The organism is Pseudomonas sp., from assembly GCF_037994325.1.
Taxonomy (GTDB): domain Bacteria; phylum Pseudomonadota; class Gammaproteobacteria; order Pseudomonadales; family Pseudomonadaceae; genus Aquipseudomonas.
In genome coordinates, this window is the sequence record NZ_JBBNAH010000601.1 from 1 (window position 1) to 5,460 (window position 5,460).

A 5,460-nucleotide genomic window follows, 5' to 3' on the forward strand; every position below is an offset into this window, starting at 1 on the left:
CTACAAGAGCACCCGCGGCTCCCCGTAGGGTGTGCTGCGCGCACCAAGGGGTATTCGCTCTGCGGAAAACCTTACAAAGGCAACGGAAAACCCGTCTTTATCTAATTCACCTTTTGCATTGAGCCGAAGTACCCGCGTGGGTATAATGGCGCGCTTCCATTTTCCCGTCCGGGAGCCCCCGCCATGCTGCGTATCAGTCAAGAAGCTCTAACCTTCGACGACGTCCTTCTAATTCCAGGTTATTCCGAAGTTCTGCCTAAAGACGTCAGCCTTAAAACTCGACTGACCCGTGGTATTGAACTGAACATCCCGCTGATTTCTGCAGCGATGGATACCGTGACCGAGTCCCGTCTCGCCATTGCCATGGCCCAGGAAGGCGGCATCGGCATCATCCACAAGAACATGACCATCGAGCAGCAGGCTGCCGAAGTGCGCAAAGTGAAGCGCTTCGAGTCGGGTGTGGTGAAAGATCCGATCACCATTGAAGCCGACGCCACGGTGCGTGATCTGTTCGATCTGACCCGTCAGAACAACATCTCCGGCGTACCGGTGCTGCACGATGGCGAGCTGGTCGGCATCGTCACCTCCCGTGATGTGCGTTTCGAAAGCCGTCTGGATGCCAAAGTCCGCGATGTGATGACGCCTAAAGAGCGTTTGGTCACCGTGCGTGAAGGCGCCGACAAGCAGGAAGCGCGCGAGCTGCTGCACAAGCACCGCATCGAGCGCGTGCTGATCGTCGACGACGCCTTCAACCTCAAAGGCATGATGACCGTTAACGACATCGAAAAAGCCAAGGCTTACCCCTTCGCCAGCAAGGATGACCAAGGTCGTCTGCGCGTTGGCGCAGCCGTAGGTACTGGCGCTGATACCGGCGACCGCGTAACCGCCTTGGTTGCTGCCGGCGTTGACGTGGTGGTGGTCGACACCGCCCACGGTCACTCCAAAGGCGTGATCGACCGCGTCCGTTGGGTTAAACAGAACTTCCCGCACGTGCAGGTCATCGGCGGCAACATCGCCACTGGCGCTGCTGCTAAAGCCCTGGCCGAAGCCGGCGCTGATGCGGTGAAAGTCGGTATCGGCCCAGGCTCGATCTGCACCACGCGTATTGTTGCTGGTGTTGGCGTGCCGCAAATTTCTGCAGTTTCCAACGTCGCTGCTGCCCTTGAAGGCACCGGCGTGCCGTTGATTGCTGACGGCGGTATCCGCTTCTCCGGTGACCTGTCCAAGGCCATCGTTGCCGGTGCTTCCTGCGTAATGATGGGTTCGATGTTTGCCGGTACTGAAGAAGCCCCGGGCGAAGTCGAGCTGTTCCAGGGCCGCTCCTACAAGGCTTACCGCGGTATGGGTTCGCTGGGCGCCATGGCGCAAACCCAAGGTTCCTCCGACCGCTACTTCCAGGACTCCTCCGCAGGTGCCGAGAAGCTGGTGCCGGAAGGTATTGAAGGCCGCGTGCCGTACAAAGGTCCATTGGCTGCAATCATCCATCAACTGATGGGCGGCCTGCGCGCCTCTATGGGCTACACCGGCTGCGGCACCATCGAACAGATGCGTACCGAGCCTGAGTTTGTGCGCATCACCGGTGCCGGTATGGCGGAATCTCACGTGCATGACGTGCAGATCACTAAAGAGGCACCGAACTACCGCGTCGGTTAAACATCGACACGGCGGTTTGTGACATGAGTTAGAGCCACGGGGTTGCGACAAGCAGCCCCGTGTCATTTGTGAACTTCGCTACGAGAGACGGCCATGGCCCAAGATATCCACGCCCACCGCATCCTGATCCTCGACTTCGGCTCCCAATACACCCAGTTGATCGCCCGCCGCGTGCGCGAGATCGGTGTGTACTGCGAACTGCACCCGTTCGACATGGACGAAGAAGCGATCCGTGAATTCGCCCCCAAAGGCGTCATCCTCGCTGGCGGCCCTGAGTCGGTCCACGAAGCCAACAGCCCGCGTTGCCCGCAGGCGGTGTTTGATCTGGGCGTGCCGGTTTTCGGTATCTGCTACGGCATGCAAACCATGGCCGAGCAACTGGGCGGCAAGGTTGAAGGCTCCGAGCTGCGTGAGTTCGGGTATGCCCGTGTTGATGTGGTCGGCAAAAGCCGCCTGCTCGACGGTATCGAAGACCATATCGACGCCGACGGCCTGTTCGGCCTCGACGTGTGGATGAGCCACGGTGACAAGGTCACCAAAATGCCGGCCGACTTCCACATTCTGGCCAGCACCCCGAGCTGCCCGATTGCCGGCATGTTCAGCGACGAGCGCCGCTACTACGGCGTGCAGTTCCACCCGGAAGTGACCCACACCAAGCAAGGCGGGCGCATTCTCTCGCGCTTTATCCTCGACATCTGCGAGTGTGAAGCCCTGTGGACGCCGTCGAAAATCGCCGAAGACGCCATCGCTCAAGTGCGCGCTCAGGTAGGCACTGACAACGTGCTGCTTGGTCTGTCCGGCGGCGTTGACTCTTCGGTAGTGGCCGCCCTGTTGCACAAAGCCATCGGCGACCAACTGACCTGCGTATTTGTCGACAACGGCCTGCTGCGCCTGCACGAAGGCGAGCAAGTGATGGCCATGTTTGCTGAAAACATGGGCGTCAAAGTGATTCGCGCCAATGCCGAAGAGCAGTTCCTCAGCAACCTGGCCGGCGAAGCCGACCCGGAGAAAAAACGCAAAATCATCGGCCGCACCTTTATCGACGTATTCGATGCCGAGTCCTGCAAACTCGACAACATCAAATACCTCGCCCAGGGCACCATCTACCCGGACGTGATCGAATCGGCTGGCGCCAAAAGCGGCAAAGCCCACGTTATCAAGTCGCACCACAACGTGGGCGGCCTGCCGGAAGAAATGAACCTGAAACTGGTCGAGCCGCTGCGCGAACTGTTTAAAGACGAAGTGCGTCGCTTGGGCCTGGAACTCGGCCTGCCGTACGACATGGTCTACCGCCACCCGTTCCCCGGTCCAGGCCTGGGCGTGCGCATTCTTGGTGAAGTGAAAAAGGAATACGCCGACCTGCTGCGTCGCGCTGACCATATCTTTATCGAAGAACTGCGCAAGGCCGACTGGTACCACAAAGTCAGCCAGGCGTTCGTCGTATTCCAGCCGGTGAAATCGGTGGGCGTGGTCGGTGACGGCCGTCGTTACGCCTGGGTTGTGGCCCTGCGTGCGGTGGAAACTATCGACTTTATGACGGCTCGTTGGGCGCACTTGCCTTACGAACTGCTCGAAACCGTTAGTGGCCGGATCATCAACGAGATCGAAGGCATCTCGCGCGTCACCTACGACGTGTCGAGCAAGCCGCCAGCGACGATTGAGTGGGAATAACGCAGTCCGCTTTTGCCCCCTCTCCCGCTTGCGGGAGAGGGTTGGGGAGAGGGGCTCTTGGATTTTAGGTTTTGTGCCTGGGCCAACCCTCTCCCCCAGCCCCTCTCCCGTAAACGGGAGAGGGGAGTCTTAAAAAGCCAGTCCATCAGAGACCGGCTAATCCTCTAATTCAGCCTGATGGGCTCAGCGTGTTGTTCTAGAAAGTCTCCTATCTAGAGGTGTCTGTTCCCATGTCTTTTACACGTCGACAAATTCTCGGTGGCCTGCTCGGTTTAACCGCAGTGGGCCTTGGTGCCGGTGGAGTTCGTTATTGGCTTGGACGGCCGTTGGGTAGCACCACCCATGATTACGAGTTGATCGCCGCACCCATGGATTTGGAGTTGGTGGCCGGTCATAAAACCCCAGCCTGGGCCTATAACGGCACGGCGCCGGGTATTGAGCTGCGCAGCCGCCAAGGCGAGTGGTTGCGGGTGCGCTTTATCAATAAGCTCAGCGAGCCCACCACCATTCACTGGCATGGCATCCGCCTGCCGTTGGAAATGGATGGGGTGCCGTATGTGTCGCAGTTGCCGGTATTGCCCGGCGAGTATTTCGACTACCAATTCAAGACGCCGGACGCCGGCAATTACTGGTACCACCCGCACGTATTAAGCAGCCAGCAATTAGGCCATGGCCTGGTCGGCCCGCTGGTGGTGGAGGAGCGTGAGCCGACGGGTTTCACGCACGAGCGCTCGCTGAGTTTGAAGACCTGGCATATCGATGCCGAAGGCGCCTTTACGCCATTCAGCATTCCCCGCGAAGCCGCGCGCGGCGGTACGGCGGGCAGCTATTCGACGATCAATGCCGAGCATTTACCGACCTTGGATTTGCCCGCTGGGCAGATTGTGCGGCTGCGTATTTTCAACCTGGATAACACCGTCACCTACCGCCTGAATATGCCCGGTGCCGATGTGCAGATTTACGCCATTGATGGCAACCCCGTCGCGCCACGGCCGTTGGGCAAAGAGTATTGGATTGGACCGGGCATGCGCCTGTGCTTGGCGATCAAAGTGCCGGCAGCTGGCGTGGAGTTACCGTTGCGTAACGGGCCGGTGCGTTTGGCGACTTTCCGTTCGGTGCCCAGCGAAGAAGCAGCAGTCGGCGACTGGCCGCCACAGATTGCGGCCAACCCGATTCCGGAGCCGGACCTGGCTAATGCCGAAACCCTCGACTTTAAGTTTGAGTGGGTCGGTGCGGTATCGGTAACCACCAATGGGCGCGCGCCAGCGTTCTGGCAAATCAACGGTAAGGCCTGGGACATCAACGATAAAACCTGCGCTGACCGACCCATTGCGACGATGAAGTTGGGCAAGACCTATATCCTTGAATTCCGCAATATGGCCCAGTACCAACACCCGATTCACCTGCACGGCATGAGCTTTAAAGTGCTGAGTTCGGATCGCAAGAAAATCATCCCGTATTTCACCGACACGTATCTGTTAGGCAAAAACGAGAACGCGCGGGTGGCGTTGGTGGCGGATAACCCAGGGGTTTGGATGTTCCACTGCCATGTGATCGACCATATGGAAACCGGCCTGATGGCCTCTATCCTCGTCGAGTAACCCATGAGAAAAGCGCAGATCATCGACCGCAGCCAGGACGCGCACTTTATGCGCGAGGCCCTGGCCTTGGCCGCACAAGGTGCGGCGCTGGGTGAGGTGCCGGTGGGCGCGGTGCTGGTGCAGGATGGTCAGGTAATCGGGCGTGGTTTTAATTGCCCGATCACCACCCATGACCCCAGCGCCCACGCCGAGATGGTCGCCATCCGCGAAGCGTCCAAAGATGTGGAAAACTACCGCCTGCCCGGCAGCACGCTGTACGTCACGCTAGAGCCGTGCAGCATGTGCGCGGGGTTGCTGGTGCATGCACGGATCAACCGCATGGTATTTGGCGCGACCGAGCCCAAGGCAGGGGCGGTGCAAAGCCGAGGCAAATTCTTCGACCAGATCTTCCTTAACCATCGGGTGATGGTGGAGGGGGGCGTGTTGGCAGAAGAGTGCAGCGCGGTGCTCCGTGAGTTCTTCAAACAGCGCCGGGCGAAGCCGTAGGTTTGGGGGGCGCCTTGGCGAGCGCAGCGAAACCCGTCCTACGGTACAC

General features: G+C 59.4%; 4 protein-coding genes. All 4 read left to right on the forward strand.

The features are described from left to right. Positions 1-183: 183 nt before the first annotated feature. The 4 genes from guaB to tadA all read left to right on the forward strand — a co-directional run bounded on the left by guaB (position 184) and on the right by tadA (position 5,411). Entirely contained in the window at positions 184-1,653 is a 1,470-nt protein-coding gene (gene guaB / locus AAAB16_RS19940; protein WP_340664893.1) for an IMP dehydrogenase, read from the forward strand. 93 nt (positions 1,654-1,746) lie between these two features. After that, a complete protein-coding gene (guaA, locus tag AAAB16_RS19945; protein WP_340664894.1) occupies positions 1,747-3,324 on the forward strand; it encodes a glutamine-hydrolyzing GMP synthase in 1,578 nt (525 codons plus the stop codon). A 230-nt stretch (positions 3,325-3,554) separates the two neighbouring features. After that, positions 3,555-4,925 carry a multicopper oxidase family protein gene (locus tag AAAB16_RS19950; protein WP_340664895.1) on the forward strand — a complete coding sequence of 457 codons (1,371 nt, stop codon included), beginning with the start codon at positions 3,555-3,557 and terminating at the stop codon, positions 4,923-4,925. A gap of 3 nt (positions 4,926-4,928) precedes the next feature. Next, positions 4,929-5,411 (forward strand): tRNA adenosine(34) deaminase TadA, encoded by a 483-nt coding sequence (gene tadA, locus AAAB16_RS19955; protein ID WP_340664896.1) that lies wholly within the window; start codon positions 4,929-4,931, stop codon positions 5,409-5,411. Positions 5,412-5,460 lie beyond the last annotated feature (49 nt).